General features: G+C 74.6%; 21 protein-coding genes. 9 read left to right on the top strand and 12 right to left on the bottom strand.

Annotation, left to right across the window (positions count from 1 at the left end; all coding sequences use genetic code 11):
• Positions 1 to 20: 20 nt before the first annotated feature.
• Complete coding sequence (locus ACIBW6_RS16755; RefSeq protein ID WP_399060091.1) at positions 21 to 656, top strand: DUF305 domain-containing protein; 636 nt, start codon at positions 21 to 23, stop codon at positions 654 to 656.
• A gap of 139 nt (positions 657 to 795) precedes the next feature.
• Positions 796 to 2,148, top strand: coding sequence for an NADP oxidoreductase (locus ACIBW6_RS16750; RefSeq protein WP_399060089.1), 1,353 nt, complete (start codon positions 796 to 798; stop codon positions 2,146 to 2,148).
• A gap of 30 nt (positions 2,149 to 2,178) precedes the next feature.
• Here ACIBW6_RS16750 and ACIBW6_RS16745 read toward each other — a convergent pair whose 3' ends face one another.
• Complete coding sequence (locus ACIBW6_RS16745; RefSeq protein WP_399060088.1) at positions 2,179 to 2,553, bottom strand: ArsR/SmtB family transcription factor; 375 nt, start codon at positions 2,551 to 2,553, stop codon at positions 2,179 to 2,181.
• A gap of 136 nt (positions 2,554 to 2,689) precedes the next feature.
• Between ACIBW6_RS16745 and ACIBW6_RS16740 the strand changes: the two genes are divergently transcribed.
• Positions 2,690 to 3,769 (top strand): NADH:flavin oxidoreductase/NADH oxidase, encoded by a 1,080-nt coding sequence (locus ACIBW6_RS16740; RefSeq protein ID WP_399060086.1) that lies wholly within the window; start codon positions 2,690 to 2,692, stop codon positions 3,767 to 3,769.
• A gap of 80 nt (positions 3,770 to 3,849) precedes the next feature.
• Here ACIBW6_RS16740 and ACIBW6_RS16735 read toward each other — a convergent pair whose 3' ends face one another.
• The 3 genes from ACIBW6_RS16735 to ACIBW6_RS16725 are packed head-to-tail and all read right to left on the bottom strand — an operon-like array spanning position 3,850 to position 6,207.
• Positions 3,850 to 4,095, bottom strand: coding sequence for a non-oxidative hydroxyarylic acid decarboxylases subunit D (locus tag ACIBW6_RS16735; protein ID WP_399060085.1), 246 nt, complete (start codon positions 4,093 to 4,095; stop codon positions 3,850 to 3,852).
• A gap of 31 nt (positions 4,096 to 4,126) precedes the next feature.
• Positions 4,127 to 5,554 (bottom strand): non-oxidative hydroxyarylic acid decarboxylases subunit C, encoded by a 1,428-nt coding sequence (locus ACIBW6_RS16730; RefSeq protein WP_399060083.1) that lies wholly within the window; start codon positions 5,552 to 5,554, stop codon positions 4,127 to 4,129.
• Between the two features lie 56 nt (positions 5,555 to 5,610).
• Positions 5,611 to 6,207 (bottom strand): non-oxidative hydroxyarylic acid decarboxylases subunit B, encoded by a 597-nt coding sequence (locus ACIBW6_RS16725; protein WP_399060081.1) that lies wholly within the window; start codon positions 6,205 to 6,207, stop codon positions 5,611 to 5,613.
• A gap of 83 nt (positions 6,208 to 6,290) precedes the next feature.
• Between ACIBW6_RS16725 and ACIBW6_RS16720 the strand changes: the two genes are divergently transcribed.
• The 4 genes from ACIBW6_RS16720 to ACIBW6_RS16705 all read left to right on the top strand — a co-directional run bounded on the left by ACIBW6_RS16720 (position 6,291) and on the right by ACIBW6_RS16705 (position 10,193).
• Positions 6,291 to 7,256, top strand: coding sequence for a helix-turn-helix domain-containing protein (locus ACIBW6_RS16720; protein WP_399060079.1), 966 nt, complete (start codon positions 6,291 to 6,293; stop codon positions 7,254 to 7,256).
• Positions 7,257 to 7,293: 37 nt separating this feature from the next.
• Positions 7,294 to 7,746, top strand: coding sequence for an RrF2 family transcriptional regulator (locus ACIBW6_RS16715; RefSeq protein ID WP_399060077.1), 453 nt, complete (start codon positions 7,294 to 7,296; stop codon positions 7,744 to 7,746).
• Between the two features lie 72 nt (positions 7,747 to 7,818).
• Positions 7,819 to 9,012: a globin domain-containing protein gene (locus ACIBW6_RS16710; protein ID WP_399060075.1), complete on the top strand. Its 1,194-nt coding sequence runs from the start codon at positions 7,819 to 7,821 to the stop codon at positions 9,010 to 9,012.
• Between the two features lie 92 nt (positions 9,013 to 9,104).
• The gene (locus ACIBW6_RS16705; RefSeq protein WP_399060073.1) at positions 9,105 to 10,193 is read left to right on the top strand and encodes a WD40/YVTN/BNR-like repeat-containing protein; all 1,089 of its coding nucleotides are present in this window, start codon (positions 9,105 to 9,107) and stop codon (positions 10,191 to 10,193) included.
• Between the two features lie 46 nt (positions 10,194 to 10,239).
• On the opposite strand, the gene ACIBW6_RS16700 is transcribed toward ACIBW6_RS16705, so the two are convergent.
• On the bottom strand, positions 10,240 to 10,917 hold the full coding sequence (locus tag ACIBW6_RS16700) for a uracil-DNA glycosylase (RefSeq protein WP_399060071.1): 678 nt from the start codon (positions 10,915 to 10,917) through the stop codon (positions 10,240 to 10,242).
• A gap of 150 nt (positions 10,918 to 11,067) precedes the next feature.
• Here ACIBW6_RS16700 and ACIBW6_RS16695 point away from each other — a divergent pair, with 150 nt between their 5' ends.
• Positions 11,068 to 12,069 carry an N-acetylglucosamine kinase gene (locus ACIBW6_RS16695; RefSeq protein WP_399060069.1) on the top strand — a complete coding sequence of 334 codons (1,002 nt, stop codon included), beginning with the start codon at positions 11,068 to 11,070 and terminating at the stop codon, positions 12,067 to 12,069.
• 127 nt (positions 12,070 to 12,196) lie between these two features.
• Positions 12,197 to 13,132: a sirohydrochlorin chelatase gene (locus ACIBW6_RS16690; RefSeq protein WP_399060068.1), complete on the top strand. Its 936-nt coding sequence runs from the start codon at positions 12,197 to 12,199 to the stop codon at positions 13,130 to 13,132.
• 296 nt (positions 13,133 to 13,428) lie between these two features.
• Here ACIBW6_RS16690 and ACIBW6_RS16685 read toward each other — a convergent pair whose 3' ends face one another.
• The 7 genes from ACIBW6_RS16685 to ACIBW6_RS16655 all read right to left on the bottom strand — a co-directional run bounded on the left by ACIBW6_RS16685 (position 13,429) and on the right by ACIBW6_RS16655 (position 23,782).
• Entirely contained in the window at positions 13,429 to 14,481 is a 1,053-nt protein-coding gene (locus tag ACIBW6_RS16685) for a lactonase family protein (RefSeq protein WP_399060066.1), read from the bottom strand.
• A 94-nt stretch (positions 14,482 to 14,575) separates the two neighbouring features.
• Positions 14,576 to 16,069: an FUSC family protein gene (locus tag ACIBW6_RS16680; protein ID WP_399060064.1), complete on the bottom strand. Its 1,494-nt coding sequence runs from the start codon at positions 16,067 to 16,069 to the stop codon at positions 14,576 to 14,578.
• Positions 16,070 to 16,324: 255 nt separating this feature from the next.
• The gene (locus ACIBW6_RS16675; RefSeq protein WP_399060547.1) at positions 16,325 to 17,113 is read right to left on the bottom strand and encodes a DUF3152 domain-containing protein; all 789 of its coding nucleotides are present in this window, start codon (positions 17,111 to 17,113) and stop codon (positions 16,325 to 16,327) included.
• 1,742 nt (positions 17,114 to 18,855) lie between these two features.
• Positions 18,856 to 21,051 carry a hypothetical protein gene (locus tag ACIBW6_RS16670; RefSeq protein WP_399060062.1) on the bottom strand — a complete coding sequence of 732 codons (2,196 nt, stop codon included), beginning with the start codon at positions 21,049 to 21,051 and terminating at the stop codon, positions 18,856 to 18,858.
• Between the two features lie 169 nt (positions 21,052 to 21,220).
• A complete protein-coding gene (locus ACIBW6_RS16665) occupies positions 21,221 to 21,802 on the bottom strand; it encodes a hydrolase (protein ID WP_399060060.1) in 582 nt (193 codons plus the stop codon).
• Positions 21,803 to 21,911: 109 nt separating this feature from the next.
• Positions 21,912 to 23,309, bottom strand: a complete 1,398-nt coding sequence (locus ACIBW6_RS16660; protein WP_399060058.1) for an MFS transporter — start codon at positions 23,307 to 23,309, stop codon at positions 21,912 to 21,914.
• A complete protein-coding gene (locus ACIBW6_RS16655) occupies positions 23,306 to 23,782 on the bottom strand; it encodes a MarR family transcriptional regulator (protein WP_399060056.1) in 477 nt (158 codons plus the stop codon). Before ACIBW6_RS16655 ends, ACIBW6_RS16660 begins: the two co-directional genes overlap by 4 nt.
• Between the last annotated feature and the right edge of the window lie 8 nt (positions 23,783 to 23,790).

The following is a 23,790-nucleotide window of genomic DNA, read 5'->3' as shown; positions in this document are numbered from 1 at the left end:
CAGATGGCAACAGACTCGTCATGAAAGTTGCTGTTCCCGCACTGCTGGGGGCGCTCGCGCTGGGGGCGACCGGGTGCGACGCGGGGAGTTCGGATCAGGGCAACTCCCGTGCGTCCAGTGGTCCTTCGGTCATCGCTCCCGGCAAGCCGGGCGAGGCCGCGGAGACCCTGTCGGCGCAGGACGCGCGCCGCCGCGGCGCCGATGACCAGCCCAACTCGGCCGACGTCCGCTACGCCCAGATGATGATCGAGCACCACCAGCAGGCCCTGAAGATGACCGAACTGGCGCCGGAACAGGCCGAGTCGGGGCAGCTGAAGCGGCTGGCCGAGCGGATCGCCGCCGCGCAGAAGCCCGAGATCGCGGTGATGCGCGGCTGGCTGGAACAGCACGGCCGCGGCGCGAGCCCCGAGGGGCACGACGCGCACGAGGCGATGCCGGGGATGGCGAGCGCGGCGCAGCTGACGCGCCTGCGGGCCGCGCGGGGCGACGCGTTCGACACGCTGTTCCTGAAGCTGATGATCACCCACCACCAGGGTGCCGTGACCATGGCGACCGAGGTGAAGAGCGCGGGCAACGACGTGCAGGTGGAGGAGATGGCGGACGACGTGATCGCCCAGCAGACGACGGAGATCAGCCGGATGCGCGACATGTCCTGAGCGGCTCCCGGTCCGGGCTCCCGGCCCCGAGGGCCGCGGGGCCTCCCCGGTCCGGGAGGCGGTGGCGCGCGGGACCTCCCCGGGTGCGCCCGCCGGTGCCATGCTGGAAACAGCAGCGCACCTGCGGAAGGAGCCGCCTGTGCCGCACATCGCCGTCGTCGGATCGGGCCCCGGCGGGGTCTACACCGCGCAGGGCCTCCTCCGGCAGAACCTCCTCCGGGACGTCCGGGTCGACGTGCTCGACCGGCTGCCGTGCCCGTACGGTCTGGTGCGCTACGGGGTCGCGCCCGACCACGAGAAGATCAAGTCGCTCCAGGGCACGCTGCGCGCGGTGCTGCAGGACGAGCGCGTCCGTTTCCTCGGCGGTGTCGAGATCGGTCCCGCCCTGCCGCCGGCCAGGCTCCTGGAGCTGTACGACGCGGTCGTCTACTGCGTGGGGGCCGCGGCCGACCGGCGGCTCGGCGTGCCCGGCGAGGACCTGCCTGGCAGCTGGTCGGCGACCGACTTCGTGGCCTGGTACAGCGCGCATCCCGACGCCCGCGACGACGGGTACGTCCGCGCGGTGCGCACCGCCGTCGCGATCGGCGTGGGGAACGTGGCGGTGGACGTGGTGCGCATGCTGGCCCGGGGCGCCGCCGAGCTCACGCCCACCGACATGCCGCAGGCGGCGCTCGGGATCCTGGCGGCGAGCGAGGTGCGGGACGTGTACATGGTGGGCCGGCGCGGCCCGTCCCAGGCCCGCTTCACCACCAAGGAGCTACGGGAACTCGGCTCCCTCCCGGACACGGAGGTCGTGGTGGAGGAGGCGGAGCTGGCCCTCGACGCCGGTTACCGCGCGCCCGCGGCCCTGCCCGGCGCCGTCCGCCGGAACGTGGAGGTGCTGCGCGCCTGGGCGGCCCGGCCGCGGCTGGGCGCCGCTCGCCGCATCCACCTGCGGTTCTTCCTGCGGCCCGCGGAGATCGTGGCCGGCGGCGGACGGGTCGCCGGAGTGCGCTTCGAGCGGACCGCGCCGGACGGGCTCGGCGGGGTCGTCGGCACGGGCACGTACGAGGAGATCGGGGCGCAGCTGGTGCTGCGGTCGGTGGGGTACCGCGGGGTGCCGCTCGCGGGGCTGCCGTTCGACCCGGCGTCCGGCACGGTGCCGCAGGCGGCGGGCCGGGTGCTGCGCGGGGGGCGCGTCTCGCCCGGCGAGTACGTGGCGGGCTGGATCAAGCGCGGCCCGACCGGGGTCATCGGCACCAACCGGCCCTGCGCCAAGGAGACCGTGACGTCCCTCGTCGCCGACCTGGGCACCCGCCCGTCCCGCGACGGGACCGCCCGCGACCCGCTGGACGGGCTCGTCGCGGCCGGGGTGCGCCCGGTGACCTGGGACGGCTGGCAGGCGATCGAGCGCGCGGAGACGGAACTCGGGGCCTCGCTGGGCCGCGGCTCCGTCAAGATCGCGGACTGGGCGGGGCTGCTGGGCGCGGCGCGGGGCGCCGGGGAGGGGTGAGGACGGGGGCCGTGCGGCGCCGGGAAGGCGTCAGGCGTCGCCCAGGCGCTCCGCCTGGCGGGCCGCCGCCGCGAGGACGCTGTCGAGGAGTCCGGGGAAGAGGGCGTCCAGATCGGTCCGGCGCAGGCCGTTCAGCTTCGCGGTCCCCCGGTAGACCTGCTCGATCACGCCGCTCTCGCGCAGCACCCGGAAGTGGTGCGTGGAGGTCGACTTGGTGACCGGCAGGTCGAAGTGCGAACAGGACAGGCCCGGCGAGTCGGCGCCCTGGGCGGCCGCCATCTCGCGGACGACGGCGAGCCGCATCGGGTCGGAGAGCGCGTGCAGCACCGCTTCGAGCCGGATCTCCGCGCGCTCCGGGTGGGCGAGGGCGCGGCTGCCGGTGGTGTGCGGTGCGGCGGTCGTCATGGCGGTTCCCCTTGGATCGTGCGTCCCGGCTCGTGCATCCCGGAATCATTGTACGAGGACTCTCGTAGTTTGACAGCCCCCGTACTACGATGCCTATCGTACGAAGGAACCTGGAGCCGTACGAATGGAGTCCGTCGTGAGCGCGCTGTTCGATCCCTACACCCTGCGGTCGCTGACCGTCCCGAACCGCGTCTGGATGCCGCCGATGTGCCAGTACAGCGCCGCTCCCGAGGGTCCGCTGACCGGCGCCCCCACGGACTGGCACTTCCAGCACTACGGCGCCCGGGCGGCCGGCGGCACCGGCCTGATCATCGTCGAGGCGACCGGGATCAGCCCCGAGGGCCGCATCTCCCCGTACGACCTCGGCATCTGGAACGACACGCAGGTCGACGCGTTCCGCCGGATCACCGCGTTCCTGCGGTCGCAGAACACGGTGGCCGGTATCCAGCTCGGCCACGCCGGACGCAAGGCCTCGACCGACCGCCCCTGGAAGGGAGGTGCGCCGCTGGGCCCCGAGGAGCACGGCTGGCAGGCCGTGGCGCCCAGCGCCGTCCCCTTCGACGAGCGGCACGCGGTGCCCACCGAGCTGACCGCCGAGGGCATCGCGGAGATCGTCGGGCAGTTCGCGGACGCGGCGCGGCGGGCCCTGGACGCCGGGTTCGAGGTCGTCGAGATCCACGGCGCGCACGGCTACCTGATCAGTGAGTTCCTCTCTCCGCACAGCAACCGCCGCACCGACGCGTACGGCGGCTCGTACGAGAACCGGACCCGGTTCGCGCTGGAGGTCGTCGACGCGGTGCGCGCGGTGTGGCCCGACGGGCTCCCGCTGTTCTTCCGCATCTCCGCCACCGACTGGCTGGAGGAGAACGGCTGGACCGCGGACGACACGGTGCGCTTTGCCGCCGACCTCCAGGCGCACGGCGTGGACCTGATCGACGTGTCCACGGGCGGCAACGCCGCGGGCGTCCGGATCCCGGTCGGCCCTGGCTACCAGGTGCCGTTCGCGGCGCGGGTGCGCGGCGAGGCCGGTGTGCCGACCGCCGCCGTCGGTCTGATCACCGACCCGCAGCAGGCCGAGAAGATCGTCGTGGACGGCGAGGCGGACGCGGTGCTGCTCGGCCGTGAGCTGCTGCGCGACCCGTCGTTCGCGCGGCACGCGGCGCGCGAACTGGGCGCCGAGGTCCACGTGCCGGACCAGTACCACCGGTCCGTCTGAGCGCGGCCGGATCGAAGGGGAAGGGGGCGCCCGGCCGGGCGCCCCCTTCCTTCAGAGCCGGTCCTCGGGCGCCGGCCCTCTCAGGCGCCGGTCCGCAGGGGCGGTACGGCGGGGACCTCGATCGCGGCGTCGATGTCGGCCTGGGTCAGCTTGAAGAGGTCCGGGTAGGCGTCGCGCCGGGTGCGACGGGCGGGCTCGCTGGTGCGCCACGTGTACAGGCAGCGCGCGCACTGGAGCACGTCCCAGACTCCGGGCACGGGTGAGGCGGCGAGGTGCGAGACGGTCGCGAAGGCGCAGCGGGGGCACTCAAGAGGCTGGTCGGTCACGGGAGTCGGCCTTTCTCGGTGTGGGGAGCGGTCAGCGGCGGGCCGCGAGGAGACGCTGGAGACGGGCCGTCCACTCGGCGGTCTCCGGCAGGTCCTTGGCCGGGGTGGAGAAGTTGCCGCGCACGTCGGGGGCGACCGGCGTCGTGGCGTCGATGATCATCTTGCTGGTGATGCCGGCCGGCTGGGCGGCGGGCGCGAGTTCGAGGACCGACAGGTTCGGGATGACCACGACGTCGTCCTTCGGGTTGACCTTCGCGGACATCGCCCACATGACCTGCGGCAGGTTGAAGGGGTCCACGTCCTCGTCGACGACGATGACCTGGGAGACGTAGCCGAGTCCGTGCGGTGTCGTCATCGCGCGCATGCCGACGGCCTTGGCGAAGCCTCCGTAGCGCTTGGCGGTGGAGATCACCACCATCAGGCCGTGGGTGTACATGGCGTTGACGGCCTGCACCTCGGGGAACTCGGCGCGCAGTTGCTTGAGCAGCGGCACGCAGGTGTTGGGGCCGACGAGGTAGTCGACCTCGGTCCACGGCATGCCGAGGTAGAGCGACTCGAAGAGGGAGTCCGTGCGGTACGAGACGCGCTCGACGCGGATCACCGGCATCCGGCGGCCGCCCGAGTAGTGCCCGGTGAACTCGCCGAAGGGGCCCTCGATCTGCCGCGTACGGGACTCGATGTACCCCTCGATGACGACCTCGCTGCCCCACGGCACGTCGAAGCCGGTGAGCGGCGCGGTGGCGATCGGCGCGGGCGCCCCGCGCAGCGCGCCGGCCATCTCGTACTCGCTCCGGTCGTACGCCATCGGCATCCCGGCGACGATCGCCATCACCGGGTCGTTGCCGAGGGTGATGGCGATGGGCAGGTCCTCGCCGGCCTCCTCGGCCTTGCGCAGGTGCTGGGCGACGTCGTGCATGGGCACGGGCTGGAAGGCGAGGCGGTCCTTGCCGATGACCTGGATGCGGTAGGTGCCGACGTTCTGCTTGCCGAAGTCCTCCGGGTCCTCGGGGTCGCGGGAGACGACGGCGGCCTTGTCGAGGTAGAAGCCGCCGTCGCCGTCGTTGAGGCGGAAGAGCGGCAGGACCGAGAAGAGGTCGACGTCCCGGCCCGCTTGGCTGTTCTCGCGCCAGGGTGCGTCCTCGCGGCGTTCGGGGGCGACGGGGAACGCGTCCCAGCGGCGGGCGAACTCCTCGACCTGTTCCTTGACCGGGGTGGTGCGCGGCAGTCCGAGGGCGAGCGCGTGGTTGGCCCAGGAGCCGTGCACGTTCAGTGCGATGCGGGCGTCGGTGAAGCCCGTGACGTTGTCGAAGTAGAGGGCGGGGGCGTTCTCGCCGATGCGGCCCGTCGCGTTGGCTGCGGCCGCGAGATCGGGTTCGGGCAGGACCTCGTCGGTGATGCGCAGCAACTGGCCCTCCTCGTCCAGGGTGGCGAGGAAGCTGCGCAGATCGTCATGGGCCATGGGAAGTTCCTTTGTGCGGTACGGCGGTAGGGTGGTACGGCGGTACGCGGGGGCGTTCAGGCGGCGGCGTCGCGGGAGGCGGCGCGGGCCGCGCGCAGGCCTGCCCAGCGGCGGGCGGCGGGGGCGGGCAGCTCGAACTGGTCGAGGATGCGGGCCGTGATGTGGTCGACGATGTCGTCGACGGTCCGCGGACGGTTGTAGAAGGCGGGCATGGGCGGCACCAACTGCACTCCCATGCGCGCGAGTTCGAGCATGTTCCGCAGATGGATCTCGCTGAGCGGCGTCTCGCGCGGGACGAGCACGAGCGTGCGGCGCTCCTTGAGGGTGACGTCGGCGGCGCGCGCCACGAGCCCTTCGGCGTACCCCGTCCTGATACCCGCGAGGGTCTTCATCGAGCACGGCACGATGACCATGCCGTCGGTGTGGAACGAACCGGAGGAGATCGTCGCGCCCTGGTCGTCCGGGTGGTGCGTGACGTCCGCGAGCGCGGAGACCTCGGCGCCGGACAGTCCGGTCTCCAGCTCGATCGTGGTGCGCGCCCAGCGGGAGAGGACGAGGTGCGTCTCCACCCCCGGCAGCTCACGCAGATTCTCCAGGAGCCGGACACCGAACGGCGCGCCCGTCGCGCCCGTCATCCCGACGACCAATCGCACGGCACTCTCCTCGCCCGTCGCTGACCTGTGCTTTCACGCTAGGGCGCGGGCCGGGGCCGACAACGGTACGCTCGGGACTCGGTATGGGGAGAAACGGACAGAAAGCAGCGGACGCGTCCGGCGCGGGCGTCCGGGACCTCGCGTACACGCCGGCCGTCGGCGCGCCCGCCGGGGTCGAGGTGATGGAGCTCGCCGATCTGTACGAGCGGGCCCGGCGGCACGGGAACGACCCCTACGTCCCCGCGCGCCCCGCCTTCCACCAGCTGATCGGCGCCCGGGACCGGCCGGTGCGGTTGGGGGTGGACTTCGTCGAGCAGGAGCTGCGGCCCGGCTCGTGGCTGTGGATCCGGCCGGGGCAGGTGCAGCGGTTCGGACCGGGGCTGGCCTCGGCGGACGGGGTGATCGTGCTCTTCCAGCCCGGTTTCGTGCCGCCCGCGACCGTCGCGGCCGCGCACATGGACCCGCCGTACGAGCAGCGCCCGCTGACCCCGCGCGGTGCGGACGCGCAGGCCGTGGCGCGAGCCCTCGACCATCTGCGGCACGAGTACGGGGCGATGGCCTCCCTCCCGCTGGACGCGCACACCGAGGTGCTGCGGGCCCTGCTCTCCGTCCTGCTCGTGCGGCTGGCGGCCGTGCGGGAGCCGGCGCCGGACGCGGCGACCGCGTCCGGCACGTTCCGCCGCTTCCACGCGGCCGTCGAGCGGGACCACGCGGTGACCCGGCGGGTGGCGGAGTACGCGGCGGCGCTCGGCTACAGCCCGCGCACGCTGACGCGGGCCGCGCTCGCCGCGACCGGCCGCACCGCGAAGCAGTACGTCGACGACCGGGTACTGCTGGAGGCGAAGCGGCTGCTGTGGCACAGCGGGCTCCCGGCGCGGGAGGTGGCGGCGCGGCTCGGGTTCGCCGACGCGAGCGACTTCACCAAGTTCTTCCGGCTGCGGGCGGGCGAGACGCCGGGCGCGTTCCGCGCGGGCCCTGCCAAGGAGGTGGCGGAGGCAGGGGCGGAGACGGAGGCGGAGGCAGGGGCGGAGGCCGAGGCAAACGGGTAACTTGCCTTCCGTTTGCACGTTTCCTTACCGTGCGGTCATGCGGCTGACGCGATTCACGGACCTTGCCCTGCGCGTCCTGATGCGCCTCGCGGTGCAGCGGGGCACGACCCCGACCACGCGCGAGGTCGCGGGCGCCATGGACGTGCCGTACACCCACGCCGCGAAGGTCGTCGCGAGACTCCAGCACCTGGGCCTCATCGAGGCACGGCGCGGGCGCGGCGGCGGGCTCGCCCTCACCCCGGCCGGACACGTGGCCTCGGTCGGCGCGCTGGTCCGCGAGCTCGAAGGCACCGGGGACGTCGTGGACTGCGACGGTGAGGGCGCGACGACACCTTGCCCGCTGCGCTCGGCCTGCCGGCTGCGCGGGGCACTGCGCGCGGCGCAGGAGGCGTTCTTCGCCTCGCTCGACCCGGTGACGCTGGACACGCTGGTCGAGGCGCCCACCGGCCCGCTGCTCATCGGCCTCTCCCCCACCCCAGCACGGGACTGACCCACCCCCGTGCGGCCCGCGCGGAGCCGCGTCCTAAAATCTGAATCTCAGATGCAGATTAAGGAGTCGTCGATGCTCACCCAGGCCTCGGCCGTCGTCGTCCGCGCCACGCTGCCCGCCGTCGGCGCCGCCATCGAGGACATCACCGCCCTCTTCTACGAGAAGCTGTTCGCCGCCCACCCGGAGCTGCTGCGCGACCTGTTCAACCGCGGCAACCAGGCGGCGGGCTCGCAGCGGCAGGCGCTGGCCGGCTCCGTCGCGGCGTTCGCCTCGTACCTCGTGGACCACCCGGACGAGCGCCCGGACGTGATGCTCCGCCGTATCGCGCACAAGCACGCCTCGCTGGGGGTGCGGCCGGACCAGTACGAGGTCGTGCACCAGCACCTGTTCGCGGCGATCGCCGAGATCCTGGGCGAGGCGGTCACGCCCGGAGTCGCCGCCGCCTGGGACGAGGTGTACTGGCTGATGGCCAACGCGCTCATCGCGATCGAGGAGCGGCTCTACGCGGAGCAGGGCGCCGTCGCCGGTGACGGGTGGCGGGAGTGGGAGGTCGTGGGGCGCACCGAGGAGACGGCCGACGTCGCCTCCTTCCGGCTGCGCCCCGCCGACGGCCGCCCCGCGCCCGCGTTCCGCGCCGGCCAGTACGTCTCCGTCCAGGTCGAACTGGCCGACGGCGCACGGCAGATACGCCAGTACAGCCTGACGGGCGCGCCGGACGAGCGGACCCGGTCGATCGCGGTCAAGCGCGTCCCGAGCGTCGGGGCGAGCCCGGAGGGCGAGGTCTCCAACCACCTGCACGGCGCGGTCCTCGCCGGAGACCGGCTGCGCGTCTCCGCCCCCTACGGCGATCTGACCCTCCGGGCCGACGCGGCGCCGCTGCTGCTCGCCTCGGCGGGCATCGGCTGCACCCCGATGCTCGCGATGCTGGAGCAGCTGCACGCGGCCGGGCACCCCGGCCCGGTGACGGTGGTGCACGGCGACCGCTCCCCCGCGGCGCACGCGCTGCGGGCCGGGCACGAGGCCCTGACGGGCGGGCTCGCGGGCGGGTCGGCGCACTTCTGGTACGAGAACGGTCCGGCCACGGGCCACCGCACCGGCCTCGTCGACCTCGCGGACGTCCCGGTCGCCCCCGGTACCCGCGCCTATCTGTGCGGCCCGCTCCCCTTCCTGCGCGCGGTGCGCGAGCAGCTGCTCGGCAGGGGCGTGGCGGCGGCGGACATCCACTACGAGGTGTTCGGCCCGGACCTGTGGCTGGCGGCCGCCTGACCTGCGACACAACCGGATGAAAGGGCCATTGTCAGTGCCGGGGTGCAGACTGACGGACACCTGGGGACAACGGTGTTTCGGAGGTGTGCGACATGACGGACGTACTGCTGGCGGTGGGCACGCGCAAGGGGCTCTTCCTGGGGCGCAGGCGCTCGCACGGGCCCTGGGAGTTCGACGGGAGTCCGTACTTCAACGCGCAGGCGGTGTACTCCGTCGCGCTCGACACCCGGACGCCGACGCCCCGGATCCTCGTGGGCGGGGACAGCGCGCACTGGGGTCCGTCCGTGTTCCACTCGGACGACCTGGGCCGCACCTGGACCGAGCCGACCTCGCCCGCCGTCAGGTTCCCCAAGGACACCGGGGCCTCCCTGGAGCGGGTCTGGCAGCTGCACCCGGCGGCGGCCGAGCCGGACGTGGTCTACGCGGGCACCGAGCCGGCGGCGCTGTACCGCTCGGCGGACCGCGGCGAGAGCTTCGAGCTGTGCCGGCCGCTGTGGGAGCATCGGACGCGCTCCCGGTGGGTGCCGGGCGGCGGCGGTGAGGGCCTGCACACGGTCCTCACCGACCGGCGGGACCCGCGCGCCCTGACCGTGGCGGTGTCGACGGCCGGGGTCTTCCGCTCGGCGGACGGCGGCGCGAGCTGGGCCCCGTCGAACTCCGGGGTGTCGGCCGTGTTCCTGCCGGATCCGGACCCGGAGTTCGGCCAGTGCGTGCACAAGGTGGCGCGGGACGCGGCCGACCCGGACCGGCTGTATCTGCAGAACCACTGGGGCGTGTACCGCAGCGACGACGCGGGCGGCACCTGGACCGACATCGGCGCGGGCCTGCCCTCGACGTTCGGTTTCGGTGTCGCCGCGCACCCGCACCGCGGGGACACGGCGTACGTCTTCCCGATCACGGCGGACTCCGACCGGGTCCCGGCCGACCACCGCTGCCGGGTCTACCGCACCCAGGACGCGGGCGCGACCTGGGAGCCGCTCGGCAAGGGGCTGCCCGAGGGCGACCACTACGGCACGGTGCTGCGGGACGCGCTGTGCACGGACGACGCGGACCCGGCGGGCGTCTACTTCGGCAACCGGAACGGGGAGGTGTACGCCTCCGACGACGACGGCGACAGCTGGCGGCAGGTGGCGTCCCACCTGCCGGACGTGCTGTGCGTGCGCGCGGCCGTCGTGGCGTGAGGCCGCGGCCGGGGCGGCCGGGGCGCGCCGGACGGACCAGCGGCCCCTAGGGCAGGCGCCAGTCGACCGGCTGGGCGCCGACTCCGGCCAGCAGGTCGTTGGTCCGGCTGAAGGGGCGGGAGCCGAAGAAACCCCGGTCCGCCGACATCGGTGAGGGGTGCGCGGACTCGATCGCGGGCAGCTCTCCGAGCAGGGGGCGCAGATTGCGGGCGTCCCGGCCCCACAGCACCGAGACGAGCGGCCGGCCCCGGGCGACCAGGGCCCGGATCGCCTGCTCGGTGACCTCTTCCCAGCCCTTGCCGCGGTGCGCGCCGGGCGAGCGCGGCGCCGTCGTCAGCGCGCGGTTGAGCAGCAGGACGCCCTGACGCGTCCAGGGCGTGAGGTCGCCGTTGGACGGGCGGGGCAGGCCCAGGTCCGCGTGCATCTCGCGGAAGATGTTCTCCAGGCTGCCGGGGAGCGAGCGCACCTCGGGGGCGACCGCGAAGCTCAGTCCGATCGCCATCCCCGGTGTGGGGTAGGGGTCCTGACCGACGATCAGGACGCGGACGTCGTCGAACGGCTGCTGGAAGGCCCGCAGTACGTTCGCCCCGGCCGGGAGGTAGGTGCGGCCCGCGGCGATCTCGGACCGCAGGAAGTGCCCCATGCCCGCGATGCGTTCGGCCACGGGCTCCAGGGCCTTCGCCCAGCCCGCTTCGACAAGTTCGTTCAGAGGTCGTGCTGCCACGACGCGTCACTCTACTGCCCGCGGTGGCGCCGCACGCGCCGGGGGAAGCCCGCTGTACGCGCGCGCACCGCTCGGCGCTAGTCTTCCTCCTCACCCGCCCCTGGCCGCAGGAGGACAGCGGCGGGACCGAGCGGGAAGTAGGGGTGTCGGGTGCGTCCAGCGAACGAGCGGCCGGCTGCCGGCACGGTCCCGGACCCGCGGCGCTGGGTGCTCGGCGTCGACTCGGGCGGCTCCGGGCTGCGGGTCGCCCTCGCGCCCGCCGACGATCCGGCGACAGCCACCAGCACGGTCTCGCGCGAGCCGGTGCGCACGGTGGCGGCGGGGATCGACCCGGCGCATCTGCTGGAGCAACTGCTGCCGATGGCGCGTGAGTTGCTGGACGCGGCAGGGGTGGCCGCGCCCGCCGCGGTCGCGGTCGGCGCCGCCGGGATGGCGACCCTGGGCGACGGACTGCGAGCCGCGCTGCCGGGGGCGCTCCGGCGTGAACTGGGCGTGACGCGGCTCGCGTTGGCCGGGGACGCCGTGACCGCGTACGCGGGCGCGCTGGGCCAGCGGCCCGGCGCGGTCGTCGCCGCGGGCACCGGACTGATCGCGCTCGGCACCGACCTCGCGACCTGGCGCCGGGCGGACGGCTGGGGGCACCTGCTGGGCGACAGCGGCGGCGGCGCGTGGCTCGGCCGGGCCGGGCTCGACGCGGCGATGCGGGCGTTCGACGGGCGGCGCGGGGGCAGCGCGGCGCTGCTCGCGCTCGCCGAGGAGCGGTTCGGTCCCGCGGGCGAGCTGCCCGGCCGGATCTACCCGCGCACCGACCGGCCCGCCGCGCTGGCCTCGTTCGCCCCGGACGTGGCCCGCTGCGCCGCGCACGACCCGGTCGCCGCGGCGATCCTGCGCCAGGGGGCGCGGCACATCGCCGAGGCGGCCGCGGCGGTCTGCCCGGCGGGCGGCGGGGACGTCGCCCTCACCGGCGGCCTGTTCAAGATCGGCGAACCGCTGCTCGGTCCGCTCCGCGAGGAGCTGGCCGCGCTGCTCCCCGGCGCCACCGCGGCCACCGCCGCGGGCGACCCGTTGCACGGCTCCCTCGTCCTCGCCGGGGCGCTCGCGTCGGGCGGCCTGCGGCTGCCGTGCGAGGGGCGGCTGCTGTCCGTCGCGTAGCCCGCCGCACCCGCGCGGACCAGGACACTTGAACCATCCGGAACTGAACGGACAATCGCGGACGGATACCGCTCAGCTGCCCCCTGACCGCGCGACGGGGGCCGGCGAGCCAGTAGCATGCGGCGCCATGAGCTCCCCCAACGGGCCCGCTTCCGGCCTGCCTGTACGAATGCCGCGACCTCGCCAGCCCGGACGCCACCGCCGTCCGGAACCCGTGGCCGCTCCCGAGGGCGCACCGGCCCTCGTGCTGGCCGTGCCCGGCACGCCCAGCGCCGCGACGCGCATGCTCGCCGACGAGGTCGTGAGCATCGCCAGGTCCGAGCTCCCCGGCCTGGACGCGCGCGTCGGCTTCGTCGACGGGGAGAGCACCGATTTCCCGGTGTCCGCCGAGTTCCCCTCTCTCGCGTCCGTGCTCGCGCACGCCGCGAAGGAGCGCACCGCCCGCTTCGAGCAGGCCCTCGCCGCCGGAGTCGAGGCCACGGCGCCCGAGGGCCCCGTCGCGGTCGTCGTGCCGCTGCTCGCGGGCCCGGACAGCGCGCTGCTGCGCCAGATCCGCCAGGGCATCGCCGACAGCCGGGTCGCCGCCGAGCTGACGGACGTGCTCGGACCGCACCCGCTGCTCGCGGAGGCCCTGCACGTGCGGCTGTCGGAGGCCGGGCTGGCCCGCGCCGACCGGGCCCGGCTCTTCACCGTGGCGACCGCGGCGGACGGCATCATCCTCGCGTCGGTGGGCGGTGACGAGGCGGTGCAGGCCGCCGGGATCACCGGGATGCTGCTCGCCGCGCGGCTCGCCGTGCCGGTGATCGCCGCCGCGCTCGACGAGGAGGGGGCCATCGCCGCGACCGCGGAGCAGCTGCGGGGTTCCGGTTCTCAGCAGCTGGCGCTCGCGCCGTACCTCGTCGGGCCCGAGCTGGACCCGAGCGTGTGGGAGGCCGCCGCCAAGGACGCGGGGTGTGCTGCCGCGGAGCCGCTCGGGGCGTATCCGGCGATGGGGAAGTTGGCTCTGGGGAAGTACACGGCTGCGTTGGGGATCGCTCCCCAGCCGGTTGCCTCCGGCGGTTGAGCCGGTTCGCGGCGGGTCCGGGTCCATTTGGGCCCGGGCCCGCTGCGTTGTGCCTCCGGCGGGTGCTTTCTGCCCGGGGGGCGTGCGCGTCACTGATGTCCTCAGACGCCGGACGGGCTGGGAGTGCGGGTTGGCCCCGGCTTGGTGCGCGTGCGCGTTACTGATGTCCTCAAGCGCCGGACGGGCTGGGAGTTGTGCCGGAGCGGGCTGGGAGTTGTGCCGGAGCGGGCTGGGAGGTGTGCCGGAGCGGGCTGGGAGGTGTGCCGGGGCGGGCTAGTAAGGGTGGCTGGGGAGGGTCAGGTGAAGGTGAGGCACGAAGGGGACGGGGTGCGGAGGGAGGATGTTCTTGTGGGGGTGCCTGTGCGGGGGTCCAGGGTGAACCAGGTGATGTCGCCGGAGCGTTCGTTCGCCGCGTAGAGGTGGCGGCCCGTGGGGTGCAGGGCCAGGTCGCGGGGCCAGTGGCCGCCGCAGGGGGTCGTCGAGGTGAGCGTGGGGCGGGCGCCGGTGGCGTCCAGGGTGAAGTGGGAGATGACGTCCTCGCCGCGGGTCGCCGTCCACAGGAAACGGCCGTCGGGGGCGACGACGACCTCGGAGGGGAAGGCGTCCCCGCGCGGGGCGTCGGCGAGGACCGGGACCTCGGCCAGCGGCTTGAGCACCCCGGCCGCGGCGTCCCACTGGCACACCGTGAGCGTGGGGGCGAGCTCGTTCAGGACGTAGGCGTGGCTGCCGGACGGGTGGAAGGCCAGGTGGCGGGGGCCCGAGCCGGGGCGCAGCGCGGTCTCGTGGTGGACGGTGAGGCGGCCGCCGGTGAGGGTGCAGACGCGGACCGAGTCGGTGCCGAGGTCGACGCTGACCAGCCAGGCGCCGCTCGGGTCCGGTAGGACCTGGTGGGCGTGCGGGCCCTGCTGCCGCTGCGGGTGCGGGCCCGAGCCGGTGTGGCGGAGCACGTCGCGGCCGGCCGCGTCGGGGGTGCCGTCGGCGCGCAGCGGGAGCGCGGTGACGCTGCCGGAGCCGTAGTTGGCGGTGACCACGTGCCCGCGCCACCGGGCCAGGTGCGTGGGGCCGTCGCCGTCGACGGGGGCGGGCCTGCCGACCGGGGTCACCGGGGTGGTGTCCGTGCGGAACGCGGTGACCGACCCCTGCGCCGTCTCGCTGACCGCGTAGAGCAACCCGTCCGCGAGCGTCAGGTACGAGGGGTCGGGCGTCACGTCCGTGGCGCCGAGGAGCGTCAGCGAACCGTCCGCGGCGTCCACGGCCGCGGTCGTGATGCCGGGCCCGCCCGCCGCGGTGAACGATCCGATGTAGACCCGCCCTGGCTGTCTGCCGGTCACGGCTTCCCCTTTCGGCATGCGGGCCGGGTGCCCGTGCGCCGACGGTAGCAGCGGGTCTAGACCAGGGGGTGCCAGGGTCCGACCGCGTCAACAACGCTGCGGGTCAATACACCTAGGCGCCCACGCTCGCGCGGCCCCCGCGCAGCGGCACGGCGAGTTCGACGAGGGCCGTTTCCAGGGCGTGCAGATGAGCCAGGACGGGTTCGGCCTCGGCCGCCCGGGGCGAGGCGTCCACCCGCGCGTAGGGGCCGGGCGCGGTCAGGGCTTCGACGGCGCTCTCCACGCGCCAGCAGGCGGCGGCGAGCCGGGCGTCGTGGGACGCCTCGGGGTCCGCGGCGACGGAGGCGAGCCCGCGCACCTCGCGTGCGCAGTCGTCGAGCAGCGCGAGCACCTGCCGGGCCCGGCCCTTGCGGGCCCGCAGCGGGGTGAGCGGGTGCACGAGCGGGGCGAGCGAGAGACGGACGCGGCCGAGCAGTGCCTCCAGTTCGGCGACGCGCGGCGCGGGGTCGGCGCCGGTGTCGCCGGCGAGCCGGGCGGCGGCCTCCGCGGTGCAGGCGTGCACGCACCGCAGGGCGCGTTCGACCCAGGCGTCGGTGACGGAGTGCGTGGTGACGGGCAGGACGACGAGCACGGCGAGCGCGGCGCCGAGTGCCCCGACCGCCGTCTCCCCCACCCGCAGGGCCAGCAGGCCGGGGTCGAGGACGCCGAGGAGCCCGTAGAGCATGCTCGCCATGACGGTGACGGAGAGCATCATCCAGGTGTAGGAGACGGCGGCGGTGTAGAAGATGCCGAAGACGCCAGCCGCGATCACGAGGGCGGCCGCGACGGGTTCCTGGTGCAGCGGTACGGCGACCAGGAAGCCGAGCCCGATGCCGAGCAGGGTGCCGAGGAACCGCCTGAAGCCGCGGACCAGGGTCTCCCCGCGTGAGGTGGTGTTGACGAAGACCCACCAGGTGGCGCCCACCGCCCAGTACCAGCGCTGGTCGGAGAGGAGCTGGCCGACGGCGAGCGCGAAGCCCGCCCCCGCGGTCGCCTGGACGGCCTGCCGGGTCGTGATGCGGGCCAGTCCCCGGCCCGCGGTGGGCTGGGGTACGGCCCCGGGCACCGGCACGCCGCGCTCGTAGCACCACAGGCCGAAGCGCACGGCGGAGGCGACGGCGAGGGAGAGCAGCACCGCCGCGTACAGCTGCGGCAGCTGCCCCGGGGTGGTGCGCAGGAACTGCGCCGCGAAGTAGGTCATGAAGGCGAACACGCCCAGCGAGTGGCCCCGGGGGCCCCAGCGCCGCGCATACACGCCCGCGCCGACGACGGCGAGGAAGACCAGGTCGCGGGCGAGGGGCGCGGTGTGCAGCAGGGCCGCGAGCGCCAGCACCGGCAGGCCGACGACGGGCAGCAGCGCCGTCGTCACGGCTTGGCCGCGGACCGTCGGGTCGGTCACCGTGAACAGGGCGAGCAGCGCGGCCAGGCCGCCCGTGACCGCCGCCGCCAGGGTGTGTCCGGCCGCGCCACACACCGCCACGGCACCCGCGATCCCGAGTACCGCCCGGCTCGCGAACCGCAGCCGCGCCCGGCCCGGGTCCGGCGCCACGAAGGCCCTCTTCAGCACGGTGTCCCGCCCCTCCCGCACCTCAGGTGCACCGCGACCGGCGTCGCGGTATGAGTCCCGACATGAGTAAGGCGCCACGGAGATCCCAGGGGATCCGAGGCGCCATCGACCTCTTCATCTCAGCACTGATGGGGCTGGTGGTTCAAGCGGGGCCGGAACGGCTGGGCCATTGGTCCAGCCGGCAGGGGCAGGGGTCGGCCGGTGGCGGGCCAACGGACCAGACCGGGGGCGCCGCCGGCCCGGACGAGGCGCCGGTCAGGCCACGTGCGGCCCGCCGAGGTAGCGGCCCGCACGGTCGTAGGGCCAGGCGTTGGCGGTGCAGCCGTGCAGGCCCTTGATCTGCTGCATCATCGCGGGAGCGGGCCGGCCGGCCCCGGGGCACGTCTCGTGTCCGTGGCCGATCCGGTGGCCGACCTCGTGGTTGACGATCAGGGCCCGGTACTCCCCGATCGGCCCGTCGAACTCCGGTGAGCCCGCCACCCAGCGGCGCAGGTTGACCACGACGGACTCCCCGACGCTGCAGTTGACCTCGCCGCCGGTGTCGAGGCCCGCGGAGCCGCAGAGGCAGTCCACCGTGTGCGGGGTGGCGATCTTGACGACGAAGTCGCGGGGGCCCGAGCCGACGAGCTGGAAGGAGTCGGTGCCGTCGTGGCTCCAGCCGCGCGGGTCGCCCAGGATGGCCGCTATCTGCCGCGCCGCGTCGTCGGCGCGGATGCCGATGCCGTCCTCGACCAGCACCTTGTAGCGGCGCAGCCGGTGCCCGGTGCCGACGGCGCTGCCCGCGCCGTGGGCCACCGCGAAGGTGCCGGGCCCGACCACGGGCAGCACCCCCGGCGCGGCGCCCGCCACGGGTCCGGCCGTACCGGCGGCGGTCCGGACGCAGCGGGTGACGGCGAGTTCCTTGGTGTGCCGCCAGTACGCGTACGCGGCACCGCTCGCGGCGACCACGGCCGCGGCCACCGCACAGGGCAGCAGGAGCTGTGTCAGGCGTCTTCGCACTCTCCCGGCGCGGCCGGCTCTCGGTCGTCGTTGTCCTCGGTCCACCTGGGCCCCCCTTGATCGCGAACCCCCCGATCCTGCCACTTGGCGCGGACGGGCCCCCGGCCGCCCCGGCGCGTTCAGCCCTCGCCGCTGGGCACGACGCAGTTCTTGGGCTGCGCGTGGCCCCGGGGCCAGCCGATGCCGACGAAGTCGACCTCGCGGGTGCGCGGGTCGAGCTCCACGACCGCGACGGGCTTGTCGTAGGCGTTGCCCGCGTTGGTGAGGCAGATCCAGCCGCTGGTTCCCACGACACGGTGGCGGGCTTCCAGGCGCGGCCACTCCGCCACGATCCGGCGCAGCGGCGGGATGGTCTGCTCGTTCTGCGCGTTGGCGAGGAAGACGGCGGCGGCGATGGTGCTGACGCCGTCGTGAACCAGCATGGTGCGTGAGTCGTCGAGGCGCACCGGGCCGATCTCGCCCGCGGACCCCCCCCCGGACCAGCCGGCGCAGCTCGGCCAGCTCGTGCTGGGGTTGCGTGAGGTACTCCGGGCGCGACCGCGGATCGGGGTGGCCGCGGTCCCAGGCGCGCAGGGTCTCGTCCCAGGCGTCGGGGTGGCCGGGGGCCGTGTACTGGACGGTCACGGTGGGTTCGGTGGCGCCGCTGCCGCCGCGCAGCGTCTCCCAGTCGTCGGCGTCCATGTAGCGGTTGAGGGTGGCGGAGCCGGAGCCGCTGACGATGGTGTACTTCTTCGCGTGGCAGGAGGTCTCGGCGAGCTTCAGGGCGAACAGGCGCAGGTGCACCGGGCGGCCCGCGAAGTACACGTAGCGGGCGTCGGAGTCGCAGAGGTTGAGGCTGATCTCCTTGAAGTCGTTGCCGGTGTCGCCGAGTTCGGTGATCGCGGGTGAGCGGAAGGGCTGGTCCTTGGGGCCCGGCGGGCCGGCTTCCTTGTGGCTGAACGCGCGGGCCAGGGACGCGTTGTAGATGTCGCCCGGCCGGGTGTCCTTGACGAGGACCGTCTGCGCGTCCTTGAGTCCGCCGTGGAAGTCGGCGAGCGCCGCGGCCTGGTCGGTGTTGGTCGGGATGATGCGGGCGAGGCCGGGGTAGGGCTGCCGGTCCTCGCCGGGCTCGGGGTTGGCCGGGTCGTCGCCGCTGATGCGGCTGGCGAGGACCGGGATGCCGAGGTCCTTCGTGAGGCGGGTGATGGCGTCCTTGGTCTCCTTCAGGCTCAGGTTGAAGCCGGTGACGGCCCGCAGGTTGTGCCGCTTGTCCCGCGCCATCTCCGCCAACTGGTCGACGATCTTGGCCTGTTGCCCGTAGTCGCTGCCGGGGTTGGCGAGGACCAGGCGCATCAGCGGGGCCTGCTCGCTGCGGTTGGCGCGGTACTGGGCGAGGTAGGCGCCCTGGATCTCGCTGCGCAACTGCTGGCGCTCGGCGGCCAGTCCGGGGTGCAGGGGCAGCACCATGGCGACGGTCACGTGCGGCCGGTCCCCGACGAACCTCTCGTTCTCCTTGGCGATCGCGCGGGCCACCGCGGTGATCTCGGAGGTGCCGAAGTCGTAGCCGGAGCCGTTGGCTCCGATGCACTCACCGTCGCTCTTGTCGACCCCCGCGGCGCAGCTCTCCGGTCCCCGCGGTCCGGGCCACAGGAGGACGGCGGCGACGACCACCAGGGCGATCCCGCAGACCGTCAGGCTCCGCCGCAACAGCGTCGCCCAGAAGACGACGTACACCGAGTCCCACACCTTCGCCCACCCCTCCTCGTCGTGTGCCGGTCAGGACCGAAGCCGGCCCGGGCCGGCTTCGGTCAGCCGAAGCCGATGTGCTGGGTGCACGCGCAGCGTTCGAGCGGCTGGCGCGCGTCGGCCCTGTCGCCCCATTCGCGGGCCACCCGGGCGAGCTGTTCGGCGCCCTCGGCGGCCCGGTCCGCGTCCACCCCGGCCGGGGCCCGGCCCGCGACGGCCTCGTCCGCGAGGTGCGCCGACCACTCGCTGAGGCCGCCCAGTTCGTCCCTGAGGACGCCCGGGACGGTGTCGGCGAGCGGCCAGGTCCGCTCGCCGCTGAGCCAGGCCGCGTTCAGCAGCCGGTCGATGCGCCGGCGCTGGGCGTCGCCGGGCACGTGGATCTCGCCGTGCGCGTGGTCCAGGCGCCGGTCGGGCCTGCCGAGCAGCGGCGCGTCGGCGATGGCGAGCAGCTCCGCGGACCAGGCGCGCGCCGACCGGGTCAGGAAGGCCTGCGCGAGGTAGCGCGTAACGTGCTCGGTGCCGTCGGAGGCGAGCAGGTGGTGCATGCGGTGGGCGGCCGCGGTGCCGAACCGGGCGTCCGGGTGGGCGTCGCCGAGATCCCGGTAATGGCCCTGGAGGACGGCGTGGGCGGTGTGCCAGGCACCGCCGTCCGGCCGCATCCGGTACAGGCGGCGCATCAGCAGCCGGCGCAGGCCGAGGTCGCCGATGAAGTGCCGGGGGCAGGGCGGCCAGCCGCTGTCCTCCAGGAGTTCGGCGGCGCGGTACGCGGTCAGCGGGTGGGTGCGGCCTTCCTGCGCTGCCCGCAGCACGGCCTGCGCGCATTCGGCGTCGTGGGCGACGGAGAGGTGGCTGAGGAGGTCGAGCCAGTGTCCGCGGTGGACGGGCGGCAGTTCCTCGGGGAGCTGCCGGGCGACGAGTTCGTCGAGGAGCACGTCGGCCACCTCGCGGTCCGGGGTGTGTTCGGTGGCGGGCAGCCGGCCGTCCAGGAGCGACCAGTCGGTGCACGCCTCCCACTCCCGCGGGGGCAGGGCCGCGGTGGCCTCGCCGAGCCGGGTCACGACCAGCGGCCGGCCGGCGCTGAGCCGGTGGATGCCGGTGTTGATGCGCAGCCGCGCCGCGTGGCCGAGGCCGGTGAGACCGGCGTGCAGGCTCTCGTTGGCCTCGCGCTGCTCGTCGCGGGTCAGCCGGGGCATCCGCACCAGCAGCACGCCGCGCCACAGCGGTGCGCCGTCGGGGACGGTGCCCGCGGGCCGCTCCCACCGCGGGAGAGCGCCGGTGGCGGCGTCCCACACGGCGGGGGCCGCCGGTTCGCGGCCCGCGTGGTAGAGGAACCGGCCGCCGTCCTCCCGCCGGGCCGTCGCCAGGATGACGAGGCGGTCGTGGCGGCGCCGCTCCCGGTCCTCCAGGACCGGCCCGAGCAGGCGGCGGCCGAGTTCCGTGTCGGCGTGGTCGACCAGCAGGACGGGGCGGCCGGAGCGGGCCACCCGGCCCCGCACCGAGCGGTGCGCCGCCTCGATGTCCTCGCGCAGGGCGCGGAACAAGAAGGCCTCGGCGACCCGCCGGGACTCCCCGCCCTGCTGGAAGTCGGCGGCCAGCCCGCGCAGCCCGGACCTGGGCTGACCGCCGGCGCCGGGGTACGTCCCGTAGAACTCGGTGAGGGTCTTTCTGCCGTCGGCGGAGGCGCGGGCCAGCAGCCCGTCGATCAGGGCGTTGACGAACGGGCCGAGCACGGGCGCGGTGACCAGGCCGGCGAGGAAGCCGGCGTAGTTCTTCACGGTGCCGCGCAGCACTCCGCGCCAGAACGAGGCCGGGGGCAGCAGCTCGTCGAGCCGGCGCACCTCGTCCACGAGGACGTTGGCGGCGGCGAGGCCGTCGCTCGCGGTCACGGCCGCGAGGCCCGCGTACAGACGCGGGACCGCGACGGGGCCGCCGTCGCCGTCCCAGTCGTGGTAGTCCAGGGCCGCCTTGCGCAGGAGTTCGGTCATCTCCGAGCGGGTGCGCGGGGGTTCGTCGGGCAGGACACGCAACTCGGGTGCGGCGCAGTCGACATGGGCGACGGGGACCCGCGGCTTGAAGTCGCGCTGGACGGAGCGCAGCAGCCGCCCCTTGCCCATGCCGGGTCCGCCCACGAGCAGCACGACGGGCAGGTCGGGGCCGAACAGCGGCTCCCTGTTGCGCCCGGTCCGGGTCCGGCCGACGAGCCTGGCGACCAGGCCGTCGTGCCCGAGCAGCGTGTCGAATCCGAGATCGTCCCCCACAGGCCCCTCAGCCCCCGGCGTGCAGCCGTCCCTGGCGCGGATCTTCGTGCAGTGGCGTCAGGTTAGCGAACACATGCGACATGTACACCACATTGGCGCGCCGCCGCCCGATCCCGGCACGGGCCGAGGTGGTACGGGAGAGCGGCGGCCGGGGGCGAGGGGCGCCGCGTCAGTCGCGCCCGGCCAGCAGGGCCAGCACATCCTCGGTGGTGCCGGTCTCGCCCAGGCGGGGGAAGATCCGCTCGACGCTGCCGCGGTGGCCCTCGGCGTCCAGGTCGGTCATGGCGTCCGTGGCCAGGGTGACGTGGTAGCCGTGCTCGTGGGCCGCGCGGGCGGTCGACTCGACCCCGATGCTGGTGGCGACGCCGGTCAGGACGGTCTGGGTGACGCCGCGCCTGCGCAGCTGAAGATCGAGGTCGGTGCCGTAGAACGCGGACCAGTTCCGCTTGGTGACGACGATGTCCTCGGGGTGTCCGGCGAGGGCGTCGACGATCTCGTCCCAGCCGGCGGGCCTGGCCGCCGCGCCGCGCGGCGTCTCGGTGCGGCCGGGCACGGTGTCGGAGCCGTCGGCGTGGTGGCTGACGCGGACCGGGACGACAGGCAGCCCGTGGGCGCGGAATGCGGTGGCGAGCCGGGCGGTGCGCTCCACCACGTCGGCGGTGCGGTACGGGGCGCCGGGTATGCCCATGATGCCGTTCTGCAGGTCGACGACGACGAGGGCGGACCTGGGGTCCAGGGTGGTGACGGGCATGAAAAAGTGCCTTTCAGGAGGGGGGAATCAGGGGGCTGGGGAGGCCGCGCCACTCAGCGCGCGCCACTCAGCGCGCGCCACTGACCGCGCACCGCTCACCGCGCGCCGCTCAGCGGTCCCGGCCGACCCGGCCGAGCGAGCGGTCGGCGACGCACGCGACGAGGAACACCGCGGCCACGGCGAGCAGCAGCCGGGCCATGTCGTGCAGCCCGGCACTGGTGGCGCCGGAGCGGAAGAAGACGGCGTTCGCCGCGGAGGCGAGCAGGGCGCCGAGGTAGGTGAAGGTGCGCAGCAGCCCGGCGGAGGAGCCCATGCGGGCCGGGTCGGCCTGGGCGTAGAGGGCGTTCTGGTTGGCGAGGCCGTTCAGGCCCTGTGGGATGCCGAAGAGCACGCCGAGGACGACCAGGAGCCAGACCGGGGTGTCCGCGCCGACGGCCAACAGGGCCGCGCAGCCGATGAGCTGGACGAGGGCGCCGGCCAGGAGCTTGCCGCGCACGCCCGGGCGGCGTCCGGTCAGCGCGGTGGCGGCGACGGCCGCCAGCGACATCGGCAGCAGGAGCAGCCCGGCGTGGGCGGCGCTCAGCCCGCGCCCTTCCTGGAGCCACTGGGTGTAGCCGTACAGGAAGGCGTACGAGGTGGTGTAGGCGAGGAGTTGGCGGGCGTACGTGGCCAGCAGCGGGGTGTTGCCGCCGAGGACGCGGAGGTCGATGAAGGGGCCCTCGACGGTCAGCTCGCGGCGGGCGAACCACAGGCCGCCCGCCGCCGCGATCACCGGCAGGTACCAGTGCGCGGTGCCCGGGTCGGTCAGGAAGAGCATGAACGCGGTGAGGGAGGCCGCGAAGAGGACCATGCCGGGCACGTCGGTGCGGGGGCCGGTGCGCGCGGCGGCCCGCGGGCGCGTCCGTGGCAGCCACAGGGCGCCCAGGACCAGGCAGGCGAGCGCCAGCGGCACGTTCACCCCGAAGATCAGGTGCCAGCCGCCGGCCCCGATCAGCAGGCCGCCGAGGGTCGGCCCGATGACGGCGACGACCTGCCCGGAGGCCGACAGGACGGCCAGGATGCCGCTCGGGCTCTTCAGCCCGGTGCGGTCGGACTCGGCGCGCAGCAGCGCCATGGAGGCGGGGTAGGCGGCGGACGTGCCGAAGCCGAGCAGTACCCGGGAGGCGACGAGGACCCACAGGTTCGGGGCGAGCATGCCCAGCAGGCCGCCGACGCCGACCAGCGCGGTGCCCGCGAGGTACAGGCGGCGCGGCCCGAAGGCGTCGACCAGGCGGCCGACGACGGGCTGGCCGACCGCGGTGGCCAGGTAGAGGCCCGTCACCAGCCAGGCGGTCCGGTCCGGAGGCGCCCCGAAGGCGCGGCCGATGGGGATCAGGGCGACGGCGAGCATCGAGGAGTTGATGGGGTTCAGGACCGAACCCAGGACCATGGGGACGACGAGGCGGCGGTCGAACCCGGCCGCTCCGGTGGTGCGCGCCCCGCGCAGCCGCTCGGCGAGCCGGGTCATGCCTGGGTCACCTCGTCGATCAGTCGCATGGCGGTGATCACGGCCTGGAGCTCCGCGTCGGTACCGCGCTCCTGGAGGGCGCGGGCGAGCCACTCCTGGCGGGCGCGGCGCACTCCCTGGCCGCGCTCGCGGCCGCGCCGGGTGAGCGAGACGAGCTGGCGGCGCCCGTCGTCGGGGTCCTGGCGGCGCTCGACGAACCCGTCCCGCTCCAGGGAGATGACGGTCTTGGCCATGGACTGCGGCCGGACGTTCTCGACGACCGCCAGCTCGCTCGCGGTGGCGGCGCCGATCTTGTCGAGCCGGGCGAGGACGGAGGCCTGGCCCGGGGTGAGGTCGATCTCACCCTCCTGGCCGGTGACCCCGTCGATGTGCTCCAGCGACCGCAGTTTGCGGCGCAGCCGGCCGACCACCACCCAGATCTCCCCGGCCGCCTGGATCGCGGCCGGGGAGAGGGGGTCTGCGTTCTCGGTCATGCCCCTAC

Origin of the sequence: Streptomyces sp. NPDC049813 (assembly GCF_044465085.1) — a bacterium.
Taxonomy (GTDB): Bacteria; Actinomycetota; Actinomycetes; order Streptomycetales; family Streptomycetaceae; genus Streptomyces.
The sequence above is the reverse complement of the archived record's forward strand: the minus strand, read 5'-3'. Positions and strand labels throughout refer to the sequence as shown.